General features: G+C 36.3%; 21 protein-coding genes. 12 read left to right on the forward strand and 9 right to left on the reverse strand.

Features of this window, described 5'->3' with window-relative positions; all coding sequences use genetic code 11:
- The first annotated feature begins 178 nt into the window (after positions 1-178).
- From D8M05_RS08710 to D8M05_RS20160, 4 genes are all read left to right on the forward strand, one after another.
- On the forward strand, positions 179-1,180 hold the full coding sequence (locus tag D8M05_RS08710; RefSeq protein ID WP_121130729.1) for an ABC transporter substrate-binding protein: 1,002 nt from the start codon (positions 179-181) through the stop codon (positions 1,178-1,180).
- A gap of 85 nt (positions 1,181-1,265) precedes the next feature.
- The gene (locus D8M05_RS08715) at positions 1,266-2,252 is read left to right on the forward strand and encodes an ABC transporter permease (protein ID WP_121130731.1); all 987 of its coding nucleotides are present in this window, start codon (positions 1,266-1,268) and stop codon (positions 2,250-2,252) included.
- A complete protein-coding gene (locus tag D8M05_RS08720) occupies positions 2,245-3,039 on the forward strand; it encodes an ABC transporter ATP-binding protein (protein WP_121130733.1) in 795 nt (264 codons plus the stop codon). The genes D8M05_RS08715 and D8M05_RS08720 overlap by 8 nt, the downstream gene beginning before the upstream one ends.
- Before the next feature lie 100 nt (positions 3,040-3,139).
- On the forward strand, positions 3,140-3,313 hold the full coding sequence (locus D8M05_RS20160; RefSeq protein ID WP_183072739.1) for a hypothetical protein: 174 nt from the start codon (positions 3,140-3,142) through the stop codon (positions 3,311-3,313).
- Positions 3,314-3,354: 41 nt separating this feature from the next.
- Here the strand turns inward: D8M05_RS20160 and D8M05_RS08725 are convergent, their stop codons facing one another.
- The 6 genes from D8M05_RS08725 to D8M05_RS08750 all read right to left on the reverse strand — a co-directional run bounded on the left by D8M05_RS08725 (position 3,355) and on the right by D8M05_RS08750 (position 9,273).
- Positions 3,355-4,464, reverse strand: coding sequence for an N-acetylmuramoyl-L-alanine amidase family protein (locus D8M05_RS08725; RefSeq protein WP_121130735.1), 1,110 nt, complete (start codon positions 4,462-4,464; stop codon positions 3,355-3,357).
- A gap of 241 nt (positions 4,465-4,705) precedes the next feature.
- Positions 4,706-5,239, reverse strand: a complete 534-nt coding sequence (locus D8M05_RS08730) for a flavodoxin family protein (protein WP_121130737.1) — start codon at positions 5,237-5,239, stop codon at positions 4,706-4,708.
- 306 nt (positions 5,240-5,545) lie between these two features.
- Positions 5,546-6,454: a DMT family transporter gene (locus tag D8M05_RS08735; RefSeq protein ID WP_245985271.1), complete on the reverse strand. Its 909-nt coding sequence runs from the start codon at positions 6,452-6,454 to the stop codon at positions 5,546-5,548.
- Between the two features lie 126 nt (positions 6,455-6,580).
- Positions 6,581-6,949, reverse strand: coding sequence for a hypothetical protein (locus tag D8M05_RS08740; protein ID WP_121130741.1), 369 nt, complete (start codon positions 6,947-6,949; stop codon positions 6,581-6,583).
- 160 nt (positions 6,950-7,109) lie between these two features.
- Positions 7,110-8,303 carry an ABC transporter permease gene (locus tag D8M05_RS08745; RefSeq protein ID WP_342772250.1) on the reverse strand — a complete coding sequence of 398 codons (1,194 nt, stop codon included), beginning with the start codon at positions 8,301-8,303 and terminating at the stop codon, positions 7,110-7,112.
- Positions 8,304-8,340: 37 nt separating this feature from the next.
- Entirely contained in the window at positions 8,341-9,273 is a 933-nt protein-coding gene (locus tag D8M05_RS08750; protein WP_121130745.1) for an ABC transporter ATP-binding protein, read from the reverse strand.
- A 307-nt stretch (positions 9,274-9,580) separates the two neighbouring features.
- Here D8M05_RS08750 and D8M05_RS08755 point away from each other — a divergent pair, with 307 nt between their 5' ends.
- From D8M05_RS08755 to D8M05_RS08780, 6 genes are all read left to right on the forward strand, one after another.
- Positions 9,581-10,096: a DoxX family protein gene (locus D8M05_RS08755; RefSeq protein ID WP_121130747.1), complete on the forward strand. Its 516-nt coding sequence runs from the start codon at positions 9,581-9,583 to the stop codon at positions 10,094-10,096.
- Positions 10,097-10,292: 196 nt separating this feature from the next.
- Positions 10,293-11,480 carry an MFS transporter gene (locus tag D8M05_RS08760; protein WP_121130749.1) on the forward strand — a complete coding sequence of 396 codons (1,188 nt, stop codon included), beginning with the start codon at positions 10,293-10,295 and terminating at the stop codon, positions 11,478-11,480.
- A 36-nt stretch (positions 11,481-11,516) separates the two neighbouring features.
- Entirely contained in the window at positions 11,517-12,242 is a 726-nt protein-coding gene (locus D8M05_RS08765) for a DUF3784 domain-containing protein (RefSeq protein ID WP_121130751.1), read from the forward strand.
- Between the two features lie 324 nt (positions 12,243-12,566).
- Positions 12,567-15,743 (forward strand): DEAD/DEAH box helicase, encoded by a 3,177-nt coding sequence (locus D8M05_RS08770; RefSeq protein ID WP_121130754.1) that lies wholly within the window; start codon positions 12,567-12,569, stop codon positions 15,741-15,743.
- Between the two features lie 107 nt (positions 15,744-15,850).
- Positions 15,851-16,183 (forward strand): hypothetical protein, encoded by a 333-nt coding sequence (locus D8M05_RS08775; protein ID WP_121130757.1) that lies wholly within the window; start codon positions 15,851-15,853, stop codon positions 16,181-16,183.
- A gap of 124 nt (positions 16,184-16,307) precedes the next feature.
- Positions 16,308-16,604 carry a hypothetical protein gene (locus D8M05_RS08780; protein WP_121130761.1) on the forward strand — a complete coding sequence of 99 codons (297 nt, stop codon included), beginning with the start codon at positions 16,308-16,310 and terminating at the stop codon, positions 16,602-16,604.
- Between the two features lie 19 nt (positions 16,605-16,623).
- Here D8M05_RS08780 and D8M05_RS08785 read toward each other — a convergent pair whose 3' ends face one another.
- Together D8M05_RS08785 and D8M05_RS08790 are read right to left on the reverse strand one after the other, a co-directional pair.
- Entirely contained in the window at positions 16,624-17,916 is a 1,293-nt protein-coding gene (locus D8M05_RS08785) for a hypothetical protein (RefSeq protein ID WP_121130764.1), read from the reverse strand.
- A 24-nt stretch (positions 17,917-17,940) separates the two neighbouring features.
- Positions 17,941-18,729: a serine hydrolase gene (locus tag D8M05_RS08790; RefSeq protein ID WP_121130767.1), complete on the reverse strand. Its 789-nt coding sequence runs from the start codon at positions 18,727-18,729 to the stop codon at positions 17,941-17,943.
- 244 nt (positions 18,730-18,973) lie between these two features.
- Between D8M05_RS08790 and D8M05_RS08795 the strand changes: the two genes are divergently transcribed.
- Together D8M05_RS08795 and D8M05_RS08800 are read left to right on the forward strand one after the other, a co-directional pair.
- Positions 18,974-20,665, forward strand: coding sequence for a peptide ABC transporter substrate-binding protein (locus tag D8M05_RS08795; RefSeq protein ID WP_121130770.1), 1,692 nt, complete (start codon positions 18,974-18,976; stop codon positions 20,663-20,665).
- Between the two features lie 748 nt (positions 20,666-21,413).
- Positions 21,414-23,069, forward strand: a complete 1,656-nt coding sequence (locus D8M05_RS08800) for a peptide ABC transporter substrate-binding protein (protein WP_121130773.1) — start codon at positions 21,414-21,416, stop codon at positions 23,067-23,069.
- 57 nt (positions 23,070-23,126) lie between these two features.
- Here D8M05_RS08800 and D8M05_RS08805 read toward each other — a convergent pair whose 3' ends face one another.
- The gene (locus D8M05_RS08805; protein WP_183072740.1) at positions 23,127-23,489 is read right to left on the reverse strand and encodes a DUF3899 domain-containing protein; all 363 of its coding nucleotides are present in this window, start codon (positions 23,487-23,489) and stop codon (positions 23,127-23,129) included.
- Positions 23,490-23,692: the final 203 nt, after the last annotated feature.

Genomic DNA, 23,692 nt, shown 5'->3' on the forward strand with positions numbered 1-23,692 from the left:
AATCGCCAAGATAATGTGGTATGGGTGGCTTAAGGGACATGTATGATTAAAGTGTATCAATAGGGCTGGTTAATCAAATTCGGAAAAATTAAATAAATCATAGAAGTCTATTAATTTATGTGTTATAATCACGTTTAAATATTTAGAAACTTTAGCACTGTAAATGGGGGAAGTGGAGATGAAAAGACTTGTACAAGTATTCGTAATGGTAGGTCTTGTTTTTCTATTAGTAGCATGTGGGTCTGAGGGAGAAGAGGCTTCATCAGGGGATGACTCGTCATCTGAAAAAGTTTATAAAATTGGTGCAACACAAATAGTAGAGCATCCATCCTTAGATCGTGCATTCGAAGGTTTTCAAGCGGCTTTCTCCGATGCTGACATCGAAGCTGAATTTGATTTTCAAACTGCACAAAATGATCAGAACAATGTAAAACCAATTTCGGATGGGTTTGTTGCTGATGGCGTAGATTTAATCTTTGCAAATTCTACTCCAAGTGCATTAGGAGCATTGCAAGCGACTTCTGAAATACCGATTGTATTCACATCGGTAACCGATGCAGTAGATGCTGGACTTGTTCCGTCGATGGAAGAGGCAGGAGATAATATTACAGGTGTAGTGGATTTGCATCCGGACGCCATTAAAGAAACGATTGCTTTTATAGAGGATCATTTTCCTGGAGCGACAATCGGGACTGTTTATAATGCCGGGGAGCAAAATTCCGTGACACAAGTTGATGCAGTTAAAGCAGCTGCAGAGGGAGCTGGACTTGCTGTAGTTGAGCGTACAGTAGCAAATTCTGCTGAAGTGCAACAAGCTGCAACGACATTAGTTGGTGAAGTAGATGTATTTTACATAATAACGGATAATACGGTTGTTTCTGCTCTTCAGAGTGTCGTTGGGGTAGCAAATGATCAAGATATTCCACTCATTGTTGGAGAACCCAACTCTCTTGGTGAGGGTGGCTTTGCCACATTCGGAATCGATTATTATACAATTGGATATCGTACAGGGGAAATGGCAATCGATATTCTTACAGGTGAAAAGGAAGTGAGTGAAATTACTCCAGAGATTCCACCTGAAATGCAACTATTTATTAATAAAGGTGCAGCAGAGGAACAAGGTATCGAATGGAATGCGGCCTGGGATGATACTGCACAATTTGTAGACACCAAAGAATAATAGACTAACTATTAGAGTCAGCTTAATTTCGCTGACTCTATCAATTTTGTATACTCCAAGACGAATACACGAGAGGAAGAGAAGCATGTTTATTTCAATGTTTGGAGCAGTAGAATCAGGAATTATCTATGCAATAATGGCATTAGGCGTATACTTAACCTTTCGTGTTCTAGATTTCCCTGATTTAACGGTTGAGGGGAGCTTTGTAACTGGAGCTGCCGTTACTGCCTTCTCCATCGTTAATGGAATTCCGCCTTTTGTTGCCACCGTACTAGCGGCTGTTGCAGGTTTTATTGCAGGATGTTTAACGGGTATCCTACATACGAAAGGAAAAATAAACGCTTTACTAGCTGGTATTCTAATGATGACAGCTTTATATTCTATTAATCTACGAGTGATGGGGCAGCCAACACTATCTATGTTGAATGAAACGACATTATTTGATCAACTAGAATCTGTATGGGCGCCTTTGGGAATTGATTCTTTGTTTAATGGTATGATTTCCTTCTTAGGAATCGAACAAATACCTAGAACATGGGCGATACTTATCCTAATGATCTTTGTAACGATTGGTATAAAACTTTTAACAGATTTTTATTTAAAGACAGAAATTGGCTTGGCACTGAGGGCAATTGGTGACAATAAGAAGATGATTCGTAGTTTATCTGCAAATACAGATTCATTAATTATAACAGGTGTTGGGATTTCGAATGCCTTGGTGGCACTAGCCGGGGGATTAATTGCTCAACTTGGTGGTTTTGCGGATGTAAACATGGGACTAGGACTTATTGTTATTGGCCTTGCTTCGATTATTATTGGTGAAGCCTTGTTTGGAACAAAGTCAATTGTTCGAGCAACATTAGCTGTAATCCTTGGAGCCGTAATTTACCGAATGATCGTTACACTGGCACTAGAAGTTGACTTCCTAGAAGCAGGGGATATGAAGTTGATTACTGCAGTTATCGTTGTCGTTGCATTAGTTACACCGAAAGTAATTCAGACAAGAAGAGAAAAGAAACGCAGAATACAAAAAAGAGCACAACTAAGAGCAGGAGGGGATGGCCATGCTTAAATTAAATCACATATCTGTTACCTTTAACGAAGGAACCCCCGATGAAAAGCGTGCTTTGAACGATATTCAATTAGAACTTAATAAGGGAGAATTTGTAACCGTCATTGGTAGTAATGGGGCCGGGAAATCTACTTTAATGAATATTATTTCAGGTGCATTGCTACCAGACGTTGGAGATGTATTTATAGGTGGAAAACAAGTGGTGCATTTCCCTGAATATAAGCGTTCCACATATATAGGTCGTGTGTTTCAAGATCCAATGGCAGGTACAGCTCCGTCAATGACAATTGAAGAAAACCTAAGCATGGCATATTCCCGAGATAAAAAACGAAAATTAAGATTGGGTGTTACCAAACAGCGTAAAGAACTGTTTAGGGACTATTTAACAACGCTGAACCTAGGTTTGGAAGATCGACTAAATGCGAAGGTTGGCTTACTTTCAGGTGGTGAGAGACAGGCATTGTCACTCCTTATGTCAACTTTTACAGAACCGAATATTTTATTATTGGATGAACACACTGCGGCGCTAGACCCATCTCGTGCCGAATTGATTACGAGCTTAACGGATAAAGTGGTTCGAGAGTTTGGTTTAACTACTTTGATGGTAACGCATAATATGCAGCAGGCATTAGATTTAGGAAGCCGGTTAATCATGATGGATAAAGGCCAAATTATTTTTGATGTAAATGGGGAAGAGAAACAGAAACTTGCCATTGAAGCCCTTTTGCATGAATTTAGGCGGATTAGAGGCATGCAATTTGGGGATGATCGTGCCGTGCTTAGTTAGGTGAATGAGTTACTTCAATTATCTATGGTTGTATTTTTGGTGAGCGGTTTCTAGGATGAAATGATATACTGTAACAAAAGGATACTAGGAGGATCGGTCTGTGAGTGTGAAACAAGAAGTTCTAAAAATGGTTCAAGACTTACCGGAAAATGTATCAGCAGAGGAAATTTTACGAGAGCTATATATTTACATAAGGTTCCAAGAGGGCGTACAGGAAATCAATGAAGAAAGAACAAAAGTGATACATTTGGAACCGAGGAAAATTGTACATTAAATCTAAAAAGATGCTGTCCTACTATATAGGACAGCATCTTTTTAGTTACTAAAGTATTGTATCAGGCCATTTGTAATCGCCTTAGCTACTGTATTTTGATGGGAAGAATTTTGAACAACACTTAAATCATATGGATTTGTAATAAACCCTAATTCAATCAAGATCGCTGGAGCAGTCGTATTTCTTAATACGTGGAAATTCTCCTGTACTATGCCTCGATTATACAGGTTTGTTGATGATGTAAGAGCTGTTTGAACAGGCTTTGCTAATGCTTTTCCTGTCTGACTGATATAATATGTACTAATTCCCTGTGCTGATATAATCGGAAACGCATTATAATGTAGACTTATAAATGCATCTGTAGGATAGGAATTGCTAATTCTGGCTCTTTCTTCTAATGAAACAAAGTAATCTCCTGACCTTGTCACAATTACATTTGCGCCAGCATTGTGTAACTCATCTGCAAGATAATCTGCGGTTATGGATGTCATACTTTTCTCGTATGTTCCATTGAGCCCAATAGCACCTGAATCATATCCACCGTGTCCCGGGTCTAGAACAATCGTAGCGCCTGAAAGTGATCCATGAGCAATTGTTTGCTGGCCTTCTTCGCTACCTTTTTGACGATCAGCTGTAGAATTTTCCGAATGTAAGCTTTCACTCGTTAACCAGGATGCTATCCAGCCTGAAGAACCGTTATTATAGGAAATTTGATACCAATCTTTGTCCGCATTCATTACCTCGTACGATTCCCCAGGATATGCAGACCCTATGATGGAATAATTTGTTCCAGGACCTGAGCGAACATTAATGCTTTCGGTTATTGTAACTGTGTCAGAAGAACTTGTCTCGACAGGGTTGCTCTCTTTTTGACTATGGTTCGTAAGTGGGATCAGATGATGCTCTGCTACCCAGGCCTCTTTCCCTTTGTAATAGGTTTGTACCCAACCATACTTTTCTTGGAATCCTTCTAACTTGTTTCCCTTTGTAAGGAATCCGATAACTTCTGCGTTTAATGCTGCCTCGCTTCTTACATTTAGAACAGGAGAGTTAACCTCATAGGTTTGTGCCCTTTCCGCATGGATGCTATCTGGGTTAAATAAGATGAGGAGTAGTAAAACAAAGTAAATAGATGATTTTAGTAGTTTCATATTTTCTCCTTTTACAATCATATAGATTTAGGAATGTTTACTATACATCATATAATGGATTAGATGTCGAAACAAGTAGTTACTGGATTTTTTTGGTAAGTAGGAAATTATAAAACCAGCCCATTAGCATAGGTATAGGTAAAGGCATGCACTATAAAGGCTTCGTATTGCCTTCGTTTTCTGATTAAGAGATATATTTCTTCATGAAAAAAATGGAGGGTGATATAGATCACCCTCCATTTTAGGTATCGAATAATAATGAAGCTTGCTTTAATGCTCTCTTATCATGAACGATTTGACCTGGTTTACTCGCTCTCCCGACTACATAACCTTCAAAGGACATATCGTAAAACTGGCAAATATAATTGAATTGTTGGACAAGCGGAATTCCCTTGATGGAAGGTTTGTCACCGCCAACTGCGATGAGGTAAACTTTTTTCTTCCTTAGTTCTTCGCGGAAATGGGGATATTCTGGGTCTCTTAAGATTTGTGACCAACGATCAATAAATATTTTCATCGGTCCTGACATGCTATACCAATAAATGGGTGTTGAGAAAAGGATAATATCGTGTTCGAGGATGATATCAATCAAATCCTTTAGGTCGTCATTTATCTTATCGAAGCCTTCTTCTGCATGGCGCTGGTCCACAATTGGATGTATGTTGTGATCTCGTAAGTAAATATGTGTACCTTTATCTTTAGGAACGGCTTGGTATGTTAAGTATTCCGTATTCCCGTTAATTCGGGTTGATCCATGAATGACAACGGTTTTCATACTTATCCCCCTTGGTATTAAATTCAAGTAACCATACAAATTAAATGAAAACATCAGAGAACGTATTCTTTACCATCTCTGAAGGCTCTTTTCTAAAGGATTGTTGCTTTTTTTTAGATAAAAGTAGTAACCTAAAAGATATAGAACGGTAAGAAGATGTATTATTTCTCCGTTACGTCACATCATTTTATCAATAGTAACAATTAATATGATAAGAGCCTCTCTGTAAGAGTTATAGGAGAAACTGTAGCTAATTTAAACAGTATTTTATTAGATATATATGAAATAAATTGTAAAACATGTAAGTTAAATATGATCCATTGCTGCTTCCTTGTGTGTATGTTTTCGTTGCTGCTGAATTAAAAAGAAGAATACACCCACTAAAACGATAGCCCCACCAGCAATTTGCATAAGGCTTAGTCGCTCACCAAGTAATATTAAAGCAAGCGCAGAAGCTCCAACAGGTTCGCCTAAAATACTCATGGATATGGTTGTTGTATTTACATAGTTTAATAACCAATTGTTAATTACATGAGAGATAGTTGGAACGATTGCGAGTAAAAGAAAAATTCCCCATTCACTTGATTCGTAGCCAACGAGTGCGACGCCGGTAACGATATTATAAAGTGTGAGTGCAACTGCTGCAATGAGAAAGACGGTAAAGCTGTATATCCAATGGGACAGTTTTTTTACAACATTTTGGCCAATAAGTAAGTAGCCAACAACAGCAATGACACTCAGAAAGGAGAGAATATCTCCTAAAATCGCCTGTCCACTTAATGCTAAGTCACCCCAGCCAATCATGATTGCTCCTATAACAGCAATAAACATTGTCGTTATGGCTTGGGTTGTCGTTCTTTCTTTATATACCAGAAAACCTAAGGTAACTGCTACAACTGGCTGCAATGCTAGAATAATCGTTGAGCTAGCAACTGTAGTTAATTTAAGTGATCCGAACCAGAGCGCAAAGTGCAACGCAAGAAATAATCCTGAAGAAAGTAAAAAATACCAATCTCTTTGACTGATTTTTTTAAACTCCTCTTTCTTTGCCCATACGATTGGTATCATAAGTAACGCTGCAAACCACATACGATACATACTTGATATGGTAGCAGGGGAATCAGACCACTTTACAAAGATAGCTGAAAAGGAGATTGCGATAACCGATATAACTAAAGGTAGAGCAATTGATTTAGGTGCATTTCCCTCGCGCACTATTCTTCCCCCCTATAAAAATAATGTAATTCATTTCGAACATCATTATAACGAATAAAAATTCACAAAACAATCAAAATTTTAATTATCGGATTTCAAAATCCTTTAGGTATGGTTTGGCGTTGTTTATATAGAATGCGCAACAATAATTTGGGAAATTTTCTTGAGAGAGCTTATCAAGTTCATTTCAAGAGAATTTTGCTCTATTTCAATCTTGAGAAGGCTTATCAAGTTCATTTGAAGAGAATTTTGCTCTATTTCAATCTTGAGAAGGCTTATCAAGTTCATTTGAAGAGAATTTTGCTCTATTTCAATCTTGAGAAGGCTTATCAAGTTCATTTGAAGAGAATTTTGCTCAATTTTAATCTTGAGAGAGCTTATCAAGTTCATTTCATGAGAATTTTGCTCAATTTTAATCTTGAGAGAGCTTATCAAGTTCATTTCATGAGGATTTTGCTCTATTTCATTCTTGATAGCTCCGTTGAGTATTGGCATTCATAATTCTTTATTGATCTTGAGAGTACAAGCAAGATATTTTTTTAAGTTCGATGTTACTGCGCATTTTATATCTATTACGTCGCAACTTGTATTTTAAAAAACTACCAATCTTTTACAAAAGAAAAAGTGAAGCAACAAGCGTTGCTCCACTATAACTCTATGCGCGAATCCATTTCCAAATTTCACCTGGTGTTGCATTTTTACCATACATTAAAATACCGACTTTAAATATTTTCCCAGCAAGTTTCATAAAGATCCAGATACTTACGATTAGAATAGCTAGTGAAATTGCAATTTCGACCCATGGCCATTCTTCAAGTACCGTAAGGCGAAGTAAAAGAACGCCTGGAGATGTAAATGGAACATACGTACCAATTTGTGCCCATAAACCACTCGGGTCACTGAGTACGGGTCCAATGAATACAAACGGCAGGAATGGAAGCATCATTACTAACCCTTGGAAATTCCCAGCAGTTGAAATATCTGACATGGTTGCTCCAATTCCAACAAAAATAGATGCAAATAGTAAATATCCAAGAATGGCGATTCCAATTAATAAGGCAAGCTCAGGAACGAATAAATACTCCATAATTGGGAAATCTATTCTCCAAGCTAAAACTGGTAAGACGATTACTATGGATACAATGGTTTGAATAATACCTAATACAAAGTAGCCAATAATCTTCCCTTGCATTAATTCTGCAGGTGTAACCGAAGATAAGATGATCTCCGCGATTTTATCCTTCTTTTCCTGTGAGGCACTTTGGAAAATAGCCATACCAGTAAAGACAATAGAAATCATAATAAATCCAGCAAATGCACCAGGAATCATACGTTCAAGGGACTCTGTGCTACTTTCTGCATCTGATGGTGCAGTCTCTTCTGTAGCTGTTTCCTCCATACTAGCATCTTCAAATACGATACTACTTGATACGATTGCTAATTCCTCATCAGATATCCCGAGTTCTGCCATTTGCATTGTTTTTATGGGACTCTCTAAGATTTGTACTTGATTGATGAAAAATTGATTAATTTCTTCACTCATGTAAACAGGTACTGTGCTTGTTTCAAGTGCCCTGTCATCGATAAAGATATATGCTGTATTTTCACTTCCATCTAATTCCGCATTCACTTCTGACTCTTCTATATCAGTTACATGCATTTCCCAGTTATAACCAGATTGATTAATCGCTTCTTGTAATATAGGGAAAATATCTAATTGATCATTTACAAATACCATCGTTTGTTCAGGTTCTTCCGTATCGTCACCAAACAAGGTACCGATAAACATAAATGCAACAATAATAATTGGTGTAAGGAATAATCCAACAATAAATGTTTTATTTTTCATGTTGCGTTTGACTTCCCATTTTGCAATTTTCATAGAATTACGCAAGGACTTCACCTTCTTCCTGAATGAGGTTTTTATCTGTAGCAATATCTATAAATATTTCATGTAGTGATATTCGGTTTATTTTCAACTCCTGGATTTGTATAGATTCTGGAAGGTTTTTAAGCCAGCTAGTTGGCTCTACATCCTTATCTAGATATAGAATGGAACGGTCGTCTTCGTGCTCGACTCTCAATACTTGTGGAATACGCTCTAGGTCGTTTATCTGGTTCTTTCCATGAATCGTACACTTGAAATTAGCATACTCTGTTTTCACCTCATCTAATGTTCCATAAATTACTTTTTGTCCACGTTGAATCATAAACAAACGGTCACACATTTCTTCTACTAAATTCATTTGATGGGACGATAAGAGTATGGCTGTTCCGTTGTTTGCTAAATTTCGAATCTCTTCTTTGAACAATTCTTGACTAACAGGATCAAGCCCTGAAAAAGGCTCATCAAGAATGAGAAGTTCTGGTTCATGTATGATAGAAGAAATAAACTGTACTTTTTGTCCCATTCCTTTTGATAATTCTTCGATAGATACTTTTTCTTTCCCCTCTAGATCAAATTTCTTCAAATACATTAATGCACGTTCTTTTGCCTTATCAAGTGGATAATCCTTGAGTTCTGCTAAATACAATAGGATATCCATTACTTTTACATTTTTATACAAACCACGTTCTTCAGGTAAATATCCGATTTTATTACGAGGAATATCCTTGCCATTATGATGATGAAACGTAATGGACCCTGCATCTGGATACATAATTCCCATAATATTACGTATCGTTGTTGATTTACCGGCACCATTTGGCCCAAGTATTGCCATGATTTCTCCTTTACGAACGTCAAAGGAAATCCGCTTTAGAACCTGTTTGTCCTTAAAAGCCTTTTCTAAACCTTCTACTGTTAACATGACTTCCATTATATTCTCACCCTTTCAATCTTAAATCAAAATCGGTCTTTAGCCCTCTGTATTGTAGTACGAAAGGAAATGAATTTGGTTTCAAGATAATCAAATTTAATTTAGAAAAGGATGTTATTACTATTTCCACGTATTATATGTTCAATATGTTCACAATTCATTCAAAAACTTGTTACTAAATTGTGAAATGGTGAGCAATCTTATTTCTATATCGCTAAATTATGTTATTCTACAAATGTACCAAGCAACACAATATATTGTGAAATAGTTAACAAACAAAAATTCAAAAATAAAGGAGCTAATCATAATGATTATGGACTTCATTCGTAATAATAAAATAGCAGCAGCAATTTTAACGGTACTAAGGGTTTATATTGGGTACACATGGTTTACAGGTGGATTAGGGAAAATTACAAGTGGTGGCTTTGATGCAAGTGGATTTATTCAAGGGGCTATCGCTAATGCAGGTGGAGCGAACCCCACAGTTCAGGGTTGGTGGGGAGCATTTTTAGAAGCAGTTGCACTACCAAATGCAGGTCTATTTAGTTTCATGGTTATGTGGGGCGAGGTATTAGTAGGTCTAGCACTAATTCTAGGTATCTTCACAAACTTTGCAGCATTAATGGGTATTACAATGAACTTTGCGTTCCTATTCAGTGGAACAGTAAGCACAAATGCACAAATGGTATTAATTACTGTATTCTTGATCGTAGCGGGCTTTAATGCTGGAAGATATGGCTTAGACAGATGGGTCATTCCATTCTTGAAAGACCGTACACCAATGATTAAAGATAAAGTGAAAAAAGATGTAGTAGTAGCATAATCGCTAATGAAAAATTGCCAAAGGGAACAGACCGCCGATGTCTGTTCCCTTTGGCTTTTTCTATTCGACAATATCCGCTAATTTCCGACAAGTGACAGGCACCGAGTGTCGAAGGGTTATGTGTAATTATTTCTGATTATATTGTATAATTGGAAATATAAGAAATTTCGAGTACCGAAGGAAAGGGAGACGAAGGATGGAAACTGCATCAAGGTTACAAACGAAAGTAGAACCTGGTAAAATCTGGACACGGGATTTTTTCCTTATTTGTATGGCGAACTTCTTTGTTTTTCTTAGCTTTCAAATGACACTACCCACTATTCCGTTATTTGTAAAAGAACTTGGAGGGGGAGATCAGTTAGTTGGAGCGGTTGTCGGCATCTTCACATTTTCTGCTTTATTGATTCGTCCATTTGCTGGTCATGCATTGGAGTCAAAGGGTAGGGGATTTGTATATCTGTTGGGACTTTCTATTTTTATTCTTTCAATAGGCACCTATGCATTAGTTGCAAGTATTGTTTTCTTATTTATTATGCGAATTGTTCAAGGTGTTGGCTGGGGATTTGCAACAACAGCTGGTGGCACGATAGCGACGGATATTATTCCGGCAAACCGCCGCGGAGAAGGTTTAGGCTACTTTGGTTTATCAGGAAACATTGCTCTGGCATTTGGCCCATCACTCGGACTAACATTAGCTGGGGTTATTTCATTTTCGCAACTTTTTACGATTTGTACAGTGATTGCCGTTCTCGCTATTTTGTTGGCGTCAAAAATTCATTATAAAAAAGTTGAGAAATTAGAGGAGAAAACAACAACATTAAAACTAGATATCTTTGAAAAAAGCGCAATCGAGCCATCCATATTGTTACTTTTTATTACTGTAACGTTCGGAGGGATTGCAACATTCTTGCCACTACATACGATAGAGAAGGGGATTACTGGAATCCAGCTATATTTCCTTGTTTTTGCTATTTTTCTAATGATCTCAAGAACTTTTGCGGGAAGACTTTATGATAAAAAAGGCCATCAGTATATATTCTTGCCTGGTGCACTATTGATATTCTTTGCAATGATTCTCTTAGCGTGGCTGCCGAATACAGGTGTGTTACTCATTGCAGCTGCCATGTATGGGTTAGGTTTCGGTAGTGTTCAGCCGGCTTTACAAGCATGGGCGGTCGAGAAGGCTTTAAGTAATCGGAAAGGGATGGCAAATGCAACATTCTTCTCCTCGTTTGATTTAGGGGTAGGGATTGGGGCAATTGCTTTTGGCCAAATAGCCTTTCTTGGATATGAGATGATTTATTTTGCTAGTGCGGGTTCGGTTATGGTATCCGTGTTCATGTATTTATATCTTTTTATTCGGGCGAAAAGAATGGTACAATAGTTCTGAGCACCTGAATAAAAGGAGAAATCATTTTATATGAATATGATTGGAATTAGCATTCTTATTGCTGCTGTCTTATTTACGTATTTAACAGCATATTTCATTTTAAAGAAACAAAAATATTTTTTTATCTCCAAATTAAGAAATCGTACTGCAGAAGAAATAAAAGAGCTTGAGAAAACTGGTTATATAAAGGCCAACGGAAAATTAGTACTCTACTCAGCTCATTTGTTAACTATTGGGTTGATCTTTGAAGTTTTCGGTGTAAATTATGCATTTGAAGTGTGTATTGCTTTTGTTTTATTCTTCCTTTTAATTGGGACGGTTTATATACAAAAATACGAAATAAAAGAAAGGCGGAGAGGTGCGTATCAGTCAAGTACCATATCCGCATTTATTACGATTGGTATTGTGGGTTTTATAATCAGCAGAGGTTTTATTGATAATACGCTATCCATTGAATCTGGGCAAATAGAAATTAGTGGTCCATATGGGGAACAGATAGCTTGGAGTGAAATTAGTGAAGTAAGATTGTTAGATGAATTACCAGAAATTAAGCTACGAACAAATGGATATGGGTTTGGGAATCGTCTTATTGGGAATTTCGATGTAGAAGAATTGGGGAAAGGTAAATTATATATTCATCACTTAAACGGTCCTTATTTGTTAATAGAAACAAATGAAAGTTACTATGTTATTAATAGTGATGATTCGGATGAAACACTAGAATGGTATCGTTCAGTAGAAGAACAAGTAAATTAAATGATGTTCAAAAAGCTCAGTAAAAATGACACATCGAATTTCGTACGAATGCCTGCTTTTCGGTACGCACGTATTAATTTCATACGTTCTGTTCCTCAAAGCTGCGCAGCCCTCGAACTTCTTGGTCCTTTTTATCCTCCTTTTTGAACGGCCAATTATATTAAAGGGGTGGCATGTTGAGGTATGCCCTCCTTTTTCTATAGTGGAAGGTATAAACTTATCCTTGAATTCCCATCCTATTATTATGACAAATGGTTTAACAAACATACAAATCTCGTTTAAAATAGATAGTAACGAGAACGTAGAAGGTAGGTTACTAGTATTGTGAAAAAGCTTAGTGATTATAATCTCCGCAATTTATTTCCAGCTAATATATATAAACGAGGTCTAGATTATTACCAAAGAAATAATGTTAGTGACTTATTATATGATATCAATTATCAAGTATGGACGGCTACGGTTCACGGATCTGAGGATTATTTTGTAGAAATTGATATGAATGAATTGGGAAAAGGTTCGTTGAAGCCCTATTGTGACTGCCCAGCATTTGCAACATATCAAACGTGCAAACATGTTGCTGCGACGTTGATTAGTATCTCAAATGTCGAATCCAATCAGAAGAATGAACCTTCTAGATATGACTATGAAATTACGGATCGTTTCATGCAAGCCTTAAATACTGCTGTTATGCATAATAGCATGACAGATACATTGCCAGGGAAAAAGGCCATACATATGGAATATTTCTGCAAATGGTCCTATGACAGAAACCTGTTAATAGAGTTGAAGGCCGGTGAGTCGCATCGCTATGTAGTAAAGGAAGCTTACGACTTTATAGAAAATATATTAGAGGGTAATGACTACTTTTTCACCAAGAAATTCACCTACAGTTCGGACGATCATTACTTTGAAAATCAAGATTTAGAAATTCTAGAAATGCTACATTCTATCGGACGAAATGAAGAGATTTATAATGGATATACCTTTTACCACTATAGAGGAAACATGAATGATAAACGCTCCATTATTGTGCCACCGATTATCGCGAAGGAGCTTTTGGAAAAATTAGTCGAACGAGATTTAACTGTCTCCTTTAAGGATAAGGAATATAAACATGTATCCATTGAGAATGATACACTACCATTTCAATTTTCTTTAACAAAGAATGAACGTGATGAATTATTATTAAATATGGAAGATGTTAATGGTGCTACGTATTTTAAAACTTATGAAATGTTATTTACTAATGGTACATTTTATTTCCCTAAAAAAGAGCAAGTACCAATCCTTGAACAGATTGTGAAGTTCGGGATAAGTGACTTGAAATTACCAATTAAAAAGAATCAAGCAGATGCTTTTGTTTCTGAAATTATCCCTTCATTAAGGAAGATTGGTAATGTCAAAGCATCGGAAAAGGTGCAAGCAGAAATTATTCAAGTACCGCTACGGGCTAAAATGTATCTGGAGCTAAAAGCAGATTTAATCATAGGGAAATTAGAGTATCACTATGGTTCACATCTCATCGACCCATTTAGCGGACGTAAACAAAGCGATGTCATTATCATACGGGATACCTATAAAGAACAACAAATTATGCAATTAATTGAGCAGGCAAACTTCCATTATAATGGAAAGGATCTATATATAGAAACAGATGATGAAGAGGATTTATACGATTTCCTCTACCATGTCATTCCACTACTGGACAGTCAAGTTGAACTATTTTTAACATCAGAAATTAGAAGCTTCATTGTTGAAAACGAGCCACTTCCAAGTACAAATGTCAGGTTGGAAACGTCATCTAATTTATTGGAAATTGGCTTTAATATCGATGGTGTGGATGATGCGGAAATTCATCAAATGTTAGAAGCTGTTGTTGAAAAGAAAAGGTACTACAGATTGCAAAGTGGTGCCCTTGTTTCATTAGAAGGGGAAGAATTCTCTTCCATAAAACAGTTCTTCCAGGACATGAATATTCACAAAAATGATTTGCAAGATGGAAATATTCAGATGCCAGTATACCGTGGAACACAAATTGATGAATTAATTGATACAAAGAAAAAGTATGACCCAGCATTTAAAACATTATTACATCAATTAAAGTCACCTGAAGAACAAGAATATGAATTACCAGAGAATCTAAATGCTTCATTAAGAAACTACCAGTTAACTGGGTATCAATGGTTTAAATCACTAAGTTATTACCATCTTGGTGGGATTTTAGCAGATGATATGGGTTTAGGAAAAACACTTCAAAGCATTGCATATATTGCGTCGGAACCTGTGGAATCAGGTCCCCACTTAATTGTAGCTCCATCTTCAGTTGTATATAACTGGAAAAATGAATTTGAAAAATTTGTGCCAGAACTTGCTGTAGCAATTGTGACTGGGGTCCCTAGTGAACGACATCAAAGAATGGCAGAACAAAAAAATGCCGATGTTTGGATCACTTCGTATGCAACTTTACGTCAAGATATCGACCTATATAGAGAGATGACTTTTCAAACACTGATATTAGATGAAGCACAATATATTAAAAACTATGCAACAAAGACCTCACGTGCAATTAGAGAAGTAAAAGCAATGAGACGGTTTGCATTAAGTGGAACACCGATAGAAAATTCAATTGATGAATTATGGGCTATTTTCCAGGTTATTTTACCAGGACTTATGCCTGGGCAAAGGGAGTTTAAGCAGTTATCAAATGAGAAAATAGCAATGATTACTCGACCATTTATACTAAGACGTTTGAAGAAAGATGTGTTAAAAGAGCTTCCAGACAAAATTGAATCGGTTCATGTTTCCGAACTCACGAAGGATCAAAAGGAATTATATGTTGGCTACCTGAGACAGGTTCAGCAAGAAGCTACCGAGTCAATGAATGATAGTGGATTTAATCGAAACCGTATGAAGATTCTTGCGGGACTAACCAGGCTTAGGCAGATATGCTGTCATCCATCCATGTTTATTGAAAACTATGAGGGACAGTCTGGGAAACTAGAACAACTAATGGATACCATAAAAAGTGCAATTGAAAATGGGAAGAGATTACTCGTATTTTCGCAGTTTACAAGTATGCATGAGATTATTATGCATCGTTTAGACGAGGAAGGCTATGGTTACTTTTATCTTTCTGGGCAAACAGCTTCCAAGGATCGTGTGGAAATGAGTGATCGTTTTAATAATGGTGAAAAGGACATTTTCTTAATTTCCCTTAAAGCAGGTGGGACGGGGTTAAATCTGACTGGCGCAGATACGGTAATCTTATATGATTTATGGTGGAACCCAGCAGTTGAAGACCAGGCAACAGGAAGAGCCCATCGCTTCGGTCAGAAAAACGTTGTTCAAGTTATCCGTTTAGTTACAGAAGGTACAATTGAAGAGAAGATTTATGCATTACAACAGAAAAAACGTGAACTTATTGATCAAGTTATTCAGCCTGGAGAGACAATGTTGTCCTCTTTAAGTGAAGATGATGTTCGGGAATTATTAAGTATCTAGGAAGGAGACGCTAATTTGCGTCTCCTTTTATATTTTGTAGTTATTAATGCATGGAGCATGGGTGAATGGATAAAATAGAACAATAGAAAAAAATAGGAGGTTAGTAAATGTCAAGGAAAATACAGGCAGTTTTCAAGTCGGAAAATGATGCAGAATCTACGCTTAGCTCGCTAAGAAAATTACAAATATCAAATCTCCGTACAGAAGAATACCCGCAAGATGCTGGTTATAATGATGAAATGGATTTTGGCTTCGCTGTTCCAAACACACAATCTTCTTCATTTGTGGCGAATTTCCAACCGATACGATTGGATAATGAACAGACACGAGAGCAAAGTAATGGGTTGGCACCTTTTCTCTTGGAGGGGCTTGTTACTGAAGCGGATTATGAAGCTGCAAAACAAATTATAGAAGATCATCAGGGGAAAATTGTGCAATGAATTATTAATGAAAAGCTGTTTTCTAAAAGATTGTTGTTAATTAACTATTGATATAAAATGCGACGTAACATCGAACTTAAAAAAATATCTTGCTTGTACTCTCAAGATCAATAAAGAATTATGAATGCCAATACTCAACGGAGCTATCAAGAATGAAATAGAGCAAGATTCTCATGAAATGAACTTGATAAGCCTTCTCAAGATTGAAATAGAGCAAAATTCTCTTGAAATGAACTTGATAAGCCTTCTCAAGATTAAAATAGAGCAAAATTCTCTTCAAATGAACTTGATAAGCTCTCTCAAGAAAATTCCCCAAATTATTGTTAGCTCACAGTTTCTATCAACTGCTGCGAAGAATAAAAAGCAACAAACATTACGAAAACTGCCTATAAAAAAGATAAGCCACTTTTATTTAAAGTGACTTATCTTTTATTTCCTTATCATTGATTTAACGTAAATAGTTTCCTTGGACGTCCTTTTTGATAGGGCCTTTCCTCTCCTGAAACACGAATTACTTCTCCAGATAATAATTTATTAACCGTTCGTTCTGCACTTCGTTTTGTAACGTTGTAATAATTCGCGATATCGTTTGATGAAAAAGGTTCATTATTCCGTGTACGAATGAATTCAATGAAATTATATGACAATTCATTGTTCAAGCGTGCATTGTGTATCAGTGCATGGTATAACTTCGAAGCATCAAACTCCTTCTTAATTCCAATTGGTCCGATGGTTTCTTGTCTTTCATTGACAATGTAACATTTGCTGTCTTCTGTTTTAGCACATGTATCGAGTGCGATTTTTGCATTTACTTCCGATTGTTTCGCCGTTAAACCTAGACCATACCCTATATCAACTGAGCTTTTTACTTCGGATTTTATTTCTCTAAGAAGAGGAAAATCACGGTAATGATTTGTTAGGTGATTAATGACAGCAATGGTGCCGAAAATAACAAATTGATGATCACTAATAGGGAAGACGGAAGCATCTGTCTTTTTACTGAATGTAGTTAAAACATGATGGAGTTTTTCCATTTTCTTTTGAAGTCCCTCTTCTCCATATTGTTCAATGATTGTTTTGGGATTCTTTATTTGGATATACCCTGTCACTACTTGGGCGCTCTTACTAAGATTTAATTTAATACTCTTTTTCCCTTGATCAATCGCGCGCTCTATATTTATAGAAGGGATATGCATCATGCTAGTTGGAACATTTAACTCCTTCAAATATTCCTCGACGGTTTTTACGGAGGTTAGGACATAATCTATCTTACCTTCCTTCCATAGATTGTGATGAAAGGAAACGATCTTATCTATATCAATTTCCGATTGAATACCGTAATCATATGTGAAGACAGCTTGGTCCTCGGAATTTATGTCCTGAAGAACAGATTCGACATATTTTTTATCCACCATATCAATCGATAAACGATTTAACTTCTGGTTTTTTAATTGTTGTAGTTGATAAAAAGAAGTAAGTAGCATTTGCTCATCGAATGCAATCTGGACAGCTGGTAGACGCTTCTTTTGAACTTTTTTTCTCACATATAAATAGGAGATAGCTTCTGTAAATAAATAAATATCACACATGAAAGCCTTTTCAATTAATTCTACGGTTTCACTTTCTCTATTGTATGTAAAAGGAATAATTTCGATATCTTGTTGTGCTTCTGTAAGTTGCTTTATTTTAGTAATAACTTCTTCTCTACCAAATGTTGCGATTTTTACTTTCATAGAATACGACTCCTCCTAATATAATTATTTCATGTACTGTATTAATACTTTACTTATTTCTGATATATAGCTTTGTGCAGTTCCAGCTTCTACCCATCCTTCTGATAAAACTGCTACTTCTACTAATTTCTGTTTGTTTACTACGATACCAGCATCATGCTCCACACCTGGCAATTCACCAGTTTTATGATAAAAGGTAATGTGATGATTTTCTTGTATATTTGAAGGAAGCTTATGGTTTAATTGTTGATCTGAAAGTATATTCATGATTTGTGTACGACTATGGTCAGTGAGTATATTATTTCTTTTTGAAATGAGTTGAAGTAATTTAATTACATCATTTGCGCTTGTGTAATTTTCTTTTCCTACTTGTTGTGCAGTAACATCCATAAATTTACGATTAATAACCGTTTTGGTACATCCTATTTGTTTAGCAAGTTTATTTACATTATGCCTATCCACAACGTCCATCATAAGATTTGCCGCCGTATTGTCAGAAACGATAATCATTAATTCTATTAGATTCCTATATGTAAATACTCGGGAACCTGTTAAGTATGTAATAACTCCTGCGCCATAGGCTAAATGTTCCTTTTCGATATGTATCTGTTTTTCTAGTGATAGCTTTCCATCTTGTGATTGCCTAAAAGCTTCCACAAGGATAAATAATTTTGCAAGACTAGCGGCTTTACGCATTTTCCCACCGTTTATGTTTATCCTTCCATCTGGGGTATTCATGTTGATTGAGAAGATTCCAGGTACTTTAGAGGTAATTTCTTGAAGAGACAAATTTAGTTGTTTAAATTGCATCATTTGTGGTCCCTTCTTTTAATCTACTTCATAATTATAACTATCATACCTGAATTTTCATAATATTGTCAAGAAGTCTATGAATCTAGTAAATTCAAAGAGTATATTGATTCATTTGATAAATAAAAGTTTTCTAAAAAATATCTTTACATTTTTAATAGAATAGTAGTATAATTCGGATTATAGTTTTTATAAGCTTCTGTATATTTAATTTTCAGAATTGATTAACAACAAGGGGGTATTTTTTATGAAGCTGAAAAATTGGTTAGTGTTATTTTTATTAGGTCTTGGGCTTACTGTATTAGCTGCATGTGCTAGTGGTGAGGAGGAAGAGGCTACTGGTAATGGGCAAGATGGAGAATCGGAATCGGAGCAACCAGCGGAATCAGAAGGGGAACAAGTACTTAATTTCCTAAATCCAGAGACGATTCCATCAATGGACCCATCACTCGCAACAGACGAATCTTCCTTTGTATATTTAGCGGCAACAATGGAAGGTCTTTATCGATTAGATGAAAATGCACAGCCTGTGCCGGGAATTGCTTTAGAGCATGATGTAAGTGATGATGGATTAACATGGACATATACATTACGTGAAGATGCTGTTTGGGAGAATGGTACCCCTGTTACAGCGCATGACTTTGTTTACGCATGGAGGCGTGCAGTAGATCCTGCTACTGGTTCTGAATATGGCCCATATATGATGAATGGCGTTATCAAGAATGCTACAGCGGTTAGTAGTGGAGAAGTTGGTGTAGAAGAATTAGGTGTTACAGCTGAAGATGATTATACATTAGTTGTTGAGCTTGAAAACCCAACACCGTATTTTGAAACACTAACAACATTTGGCACATTCTTCCCGTTAAATCAAGAATTTGTTGAGGAGCAAGGGGATGACTTTGCTACAAGTTCAGATACGTTATTGGCAAATGGACCATATACAATAGAAGAATGGACAAGCACTAGTAACTCTTGGGAATTAGCGAAAAATGCAGCGTACTGGGATGCAGATACTGTTCAAATGGATAAACTAACATTTGAAGTAGTGAAGGATCCTACAACAGCAGTTCGTTTATACGAAGAAGGTACGGTTGATCGAGCTGATTTAACATCAGATCTAGTGGATCAATATTCTACAAATGAAGATTATGTCATTACAGCAGATACATTTGTATATTTTATTAAATTTAACCAAGAAGCAAATGAAGCGCTAGCAAATACGAATATTCGATCTGCAATTAGTAGAGCGTTTGACAAGCAAGCTTTAGTTGATGAAATCCTTAATAATGGGTCACTTGTTGCAAACGGACTTATTCCAGGAGACTTCACACCAATGCCTGAAACGGGAGAGGACTTCCGTGCGGTTAGTGGTGATCTTGTAACATATGACCTTGAGGCAGCGAAAGGATTCTGGGAAGATGGTCTAGCTGAACTTGGTACAGACTCTGTTGAGCTTGAGCTATTAACGGATGATGATGAAACTACGAAATTAATGGTTGAGTATATTGCAAACCAACTTACAAGTAATTTACCTGGATTAGAATTATCTATTAAACAAGTTCCAAAAGAACAACGTCTTGATTTAGACACTAGTATGGATTACGAAGTACAAATATCTAGATGGGGTCCAGACTTCCTTGATCCATTTACTTACATGAACCTTTGGACAACAGATAGCGGAAATAATATGATGGGCTATTCAAGTGCTAAGTACGATGAATTAGTATTTGCTACTGCAGCTGAACTTGCGACAGATAATGTAGCTCGATATGAAAACTTCTTAGAAGCAGAAAAGGTTCTATTTGAAGATGCAGCAATCGCCCCAATTTATCAAGCATCGAGAGCGCAACTAGTGTCTCCTAGAGTTGAAGGAGTATTTGTAAACCCATTTGGTGCAACATATGAGTATAAGTGGGCAACTGTTGGCTCAGAAGAATAAATTATCTTTACTATAGAAGAGAGAGTACGCTAAATGGCGTTCTCTCTCTTTTTTTTAGCAGTTCTAAAAGGATTGTTGCTTTTTCCTAGATGAAATCTTTGACGCAAAATGTATAATATACGAATTAGATGTACTTAGGGTAATCATTAAAAAGATTCGTAAATAAATTGATCTGAGAACGCTTATCAAGTTACAAATTCAGATTTTGAGCTCTGTTTTCATCTAGAGAGCGCCTATCAAGTTACAAATTCAGATTTTGAGCTCTGTTTTCATCTAGAGAGCGCTTATCAAGTTACAAATTCAGATTTTGAGCTCTGTTTTCATCTAGAGAACGCTTATCAAGTTACAAATTCAGATTTTGAGCTCTGTTTTCATCTAGAGAACGCTTATCAAGTTACAAATTCAGATTTTGAGCACTGTTTTCATCTAGAGAACGCTTATCAAGTTACGTTCTCTTGCTCGAGGACTCCGTTCCTGAATTTAAGATCATAAGCCAAAATACCTTTTCTGCGTGTAATCTTACGTCACATTTTATATCAATAGCGACAAACAATATGAAAGAGCCTAATTTATTTTTAGGTAATTTCTTAGTAATTTATCAACATCATTTAAGACAAATTGAGAAATACTAAAGCTAAGGTTCAGACATGTAACTTTACATTTTAGTTAAAGAAAGCGTATAATTTTCTCCGTTGGCTCTTTTATTTGAACATTCTAGGAAACATAACACAGAGGAGGTCATATATTTATGAAGTTAAGAAATTACACACTATTGATTGTCTTAGGACTTTTGCTAACTGTACTAGTCGCTTGTGGTGGAAATGATGATGAAGGTACTACAGGTTCTGAACAAGCCTCAGGAGAAAATGTATTTAACTTTATCAATGGAGATACCATTCCTACAATGGATCCTTCCATGGCAACGGATGAGTATGGATTTCAATTTTTAGGTGCTACAATGGAAGGTCTATACCGATTAGATGAAAATGCACAGCCTGCCCCGGGGATTGCAACAAACCATGATGTGAGTGAAGATGGTTTAACGTATACATTCCATTTGCGTGAAGATGCTACATGGTCAAATGGAGATCCAGTAACTGCGCATGACTTTGTTTATGCATGGCAACGTGCGGTAAATCCAGATACGGGTTCAGAGTACGGACCGTATATGATGGGCGGAGTTATTAAAAATGCAACTGCAGTAAATGCTGGGGATGTACCAGTTGAAGAACTAGGAGTTATTGCTGAGGACGATTACACATTAGTCGTTGAATTAGAGAACCCTACACCTTATTTTGAATCTTTAACAACATTTGGAACGTTTATGCCGTTAAATCAGGCTTTTGTTGAGGAGCAAGGAGATAGCTTTGCAACGAGTTCTGATACGTTATTAGCAAATGGTCCATATACGCTGGAAAATTGGACAAGTACGGCAAATGAATGGGATTTAGTGAAAAATGACAGTTACTGGGATGCAGACACTGTTCAATTAGATAGAATTAATCATGTAGTAGTAAAAGATGCGACAACTCAAGTGAGACTTTATGAGGAAGGTTCTGTTGATCGCGCAAATATTTCTTCTGACCTTGTTGATCAGTATTCTACACATGAAGATTATCAAGTTGTACCAGAAACAGGTGTAGCTTATATTAAGATGAACCAAACGAGAAATGAAGCATTAGCAAATGAAAATATTCGAGCTGCGATTAGTAGAGCAGTAAATAAGGAAGCGTTAGTTAATGAAATTTTAAATAACGGTTCTATTGTAGCGAATGGACTTGTTCCATTGGATTTTGTCACATTGCCTGAAACAGAAGATGACTTCCGTGAAGTGAACGGGGATCTTGTAACATATGATGTGGAATCCGCGAAGGAATATTGGGAAAAAGGATTAGCTGAACTTGGCACAGATACTGTATCCATTGAACTACTAGGTGACGATGGTGAAAATGCGAAAATAAGTAATGAATATATCGCTAACCAATTATCATCAACGCTCCCAGGTTTAGAAGTTAAACTAAAGAACGTACCATTTGAACAACGTTTGGATTTAGATTCTAATATGGACTATGATTTACAAATTAGTTTATGGGGCCCAGATTATCTTGATCCTAATACATTTTTAGACCTTTGGGTAACTGACGGTGGTAACAATAAGATGGGTTACTCCAATCCTGAATATGATCGCTTAATCGAGGAAGCTGGTACAACGCTTGCTTCAGATAATGTTGCACGCTATGAAAATTTCCTTGAAGCAGAAAAGTTACTATTCGAAAATGCTGCAGTAGCTCCATTGTACCAGTCGGCGATGGCACAGCTTGTTTCTCCTAAAGTAGAAGGCGTGTTTGTCAATCCGTTTGGTGCGCAATACGAATATAAATGGGCAACAGTTGGGTCTGAATAAAATAATGGAGAGAAGTGTAGTTATTACACTTCTCTCCATTTATTTTTCTCTATCTTCTTAAAGTAGGTAATATAAAAACATTAATAGAAGGAATATACCAATTAAAGCAATGGTTTGGAACTTTAGAAACGAATAAAATGTATCGTTTGTTTTCTCAGAAGGCAACGGTTTGTCTTTCCATTCTTCTAAGTAATCCCTATCCCTAGACATAATACTCCGGAACCTTCTAAATCCAAATGTAATGCCATTATAGAATCCGCCTCGAATGGTAAGTTGGAAAAGTAGAACAATTAAATAGGCAAAACTGATAAAGAAAAAGCCGTTAACGAAGTGGATTATCCCGTATCCATCGGAAAAGATGAATACAAGTAATACTGTTACAGTAATGTTTAATAGTAGAAAAATTCCTTTTTTATTCATTCTATTTTCACCTTTACATAAGATTTCTGCATTAGTAATCGCTAAAAGTAGTATATCATAACTACATTCTTCTATCAGAAATAGATAGTATCGTCTCATAATACTATAAATTTTTAGTAGGAAACCGTCGCATTTAGTCGGTATTTGTAGAATTGTGTAAAAAATGTAAAAAAATAAATTAAAAAACTCTTTACAATAGTATT

Source organism: Oceanobacillus bengalensis (genome assembly GCF_003628445.1).
In the GTDB taxonomy this organism is placed as follows: Bacteria; Bacillota; Bacilli; order Bacillales; family Amphibacillaceae; genus Oceanobacillus; species Oceanobacillus bengalensis.

Coding starts and splice junctions, on each gene's coding strand:
- D8M05_RS08745 (WP_342772250.1), bottom strand. CDS start 8,303: ATGAAAAATAAAACATTTATTGTTGGATTATTCCTTACACCAATTATT.
- D8M05_RS08750 (WP_121130745.1), bottom strand. CDS start 9,273: ATGGAAGTCATGTTAACAGTAGAAGGTTTAGAAAAGGCTTTTAAGGAC.
- D8M05_RS08720 (WP_121130733.1), top strand. CDS start 2,245: ATGCTTAAATTAAATCACATATCTGTTACCTTTAACGAAGGAACCCCC.
- D8M05_RS08725 (WP_121130735.1), bottom strand. CDS start 4,464: ATGAAACTACTAAAATCATCTATTTACTTTGTTTTACTACTCCTCATC.
- D8M05_RS08780 (WP_121130761.1), top strand. CDS start 16,308: ATGCCAATACTCAACGGAGCTATCAAGAATGAAATAGAGCAAGATTCT.
- D8M05_RS08805 (WP_183072740.1), bottom strand. CDS start 23,489: ATGAATAAAAAAGGAATTTTTCTACTATTAAACATTACTGTAACAGTA.
- D8M05_RS08740 (WP_121130741.1), bottom strand. CDS start 6,949: ATGCCAATACTCAACGGAGCTATCAAGAATGAAATAGAGCAAAATCCT.
- D8M05_RS08760 (WP_121130749.1), top strand. CDS start 10,293: ATGGAAACTGCATCAAGGTTACAAACGAAAGTAGAACCTGGTAAAATC.
- D8M05_RS08710 (WP_121130729.1), top strand. CDS start 179: ATGAAAAGACTTGTACAAGTATTCGTAATGGTAGGTCTTGTTTTTCTA.
- D8M05_RS08790 (WP_121130767.1), bottom strand. CDS start 18,729: ATGATGCAATTTAAACAACTAAATTTGTCTCTTCAAGAAATTACCTCT.
- D8M05_RS08730 (WP_121130737.1), bottom strand. CDS start 5,239: ATGAAAACCGTTGTCATTCATGGATCAACCCGAATTAACGGGAATACG.
- D8M05_RS08775 (WP_121130757.1), top strand. CDS start 15,851: ATGTCAAGGAAAATACAGGCAGTTTTCAAGTCGGAAAATGATGCAGAA.
- D8M05_RS08755 (WP_121130747.1), top strand. CDS start 9,581: ATGATTATGGACTTCATTCGTAATAATAAAATAGCAGCAGCAATTTTA.
- D8M05_RS08715 (WP_121130731.1), top strand. CDS start 1,266: ATGTTTATTTCAATGTTTGGAGCAGTAGAATCAGGAATTATCTATGCA.
- D8M05_RS08800 (WP_121130773.1), top strand. CDS start 21,414: ATGAAGTTAAGAAATTACACACTATTGATTGTCTTAGGACTTTTGCTA.
- D8M05_RS08785 (WP_121130764.1), bottom strand. CDS start 17,916: ATGAAAGTAAAAATCGCAACATTTGGTAGAGAAGAAGTTATTACTAAA.
- D8M05_RS08765 (WP_121130751.1), top strand. CDS start 11,517: ATGAATATGATTGGAATTAGCATTCTTATTGCTGCTGTCTTATTTACG.
- D8M05_RS08795 (WP_121130770.1), top strand. CDS start 18,974: ATGAAGCTGAAAAATTGGTTAGTGTTATTTTTATTAGGTCTTGGGCTT.